Source organism: Pseudomonas sp. SB113 (assembly GCF_040754745.1).
In the GTDB taxonomy this organism is placed as follows: Bacteria; Pseudomonadota; Gammaproteobacteria; order Pseudomonadales; family Pseudomonadaceae; genus Aquipseudomonas; species Aquipseudomonas grimontii.
The window spans coordinates 1-645 of the sequence record NZ_JBFMHW010000082.1 but is presented as its reverse complement, the minus strand read 5'-3'; the positions used below and the strand labels follow the sequence as shown (position 1 = coordinate 645).

Sequence of the window (645 nt, the reverse complement as noted above, 5' to 3'; positions counted from 1 at the left end):
ACCGGGCCTGTCGGCGGCTTTGTGCCTGAAACCTACGTTCTGGATCTTCCATTCCTGTTCAAGTCCTATGACTCGGCACGTGCAATTCTGGACGGCCCGATAGGTCAGGAGTTGCTCGACAAGTTCGAACCGCAAGGCATCATGGCGCTTGGCTGGGGTGAGAACGGCTTCCGCCACATCACCAATTCGCGCAAACCGATTGTCTTGCCGTCCGACCTGCAGGACATGAAAATCCGCACCATGGAAAACGACATCCATCTGAAGTCGTTTCAGGCTGCGGGCTCTGCGCCCACGCCTATGAGCTGGACCGAGGTCATCACCGCTCTTCAGCAGGGCACCATTGACGGCCAGGAAACGCCGATGTCGATCTTCATCGCAAACCGCATATGGGAAGTGCAGAAATACGCGACCCTGACCGGACATTTCTACTCGCCGGCAATCATCATGATGTCGAAGATCCATTGGGACGGGCTGAGCGAGGAAGAGCAGGGCTGGGTCCGCGAAGCGGCAAAAGCCGGTGTTGAAGCCAACCGCGCATATGTTTCCAAGAATGAAGTCGAAGGCCTGGCAACGCTCCGCGAGAATGGCATGGAAGTTGTCGATAGCGTCGATCAGGAAGCTTTCGCCGAAGTTGTAGCCCCGGTG

Annotated in this window: 1 protein-coding gene; it reads left to right on the top strand. The window is 56.9% G+C overall.

The window, feature by feature from the left end:
* Positions 1-645, top strand: a 645-nt coding sequence (dctP, locus tag AB1462_RS31515) for a TRAP transporter substrate-binding protein DctP (RefSeq protein WP_367248984.1), incomplete at both ends; no start/stop codon positions are given.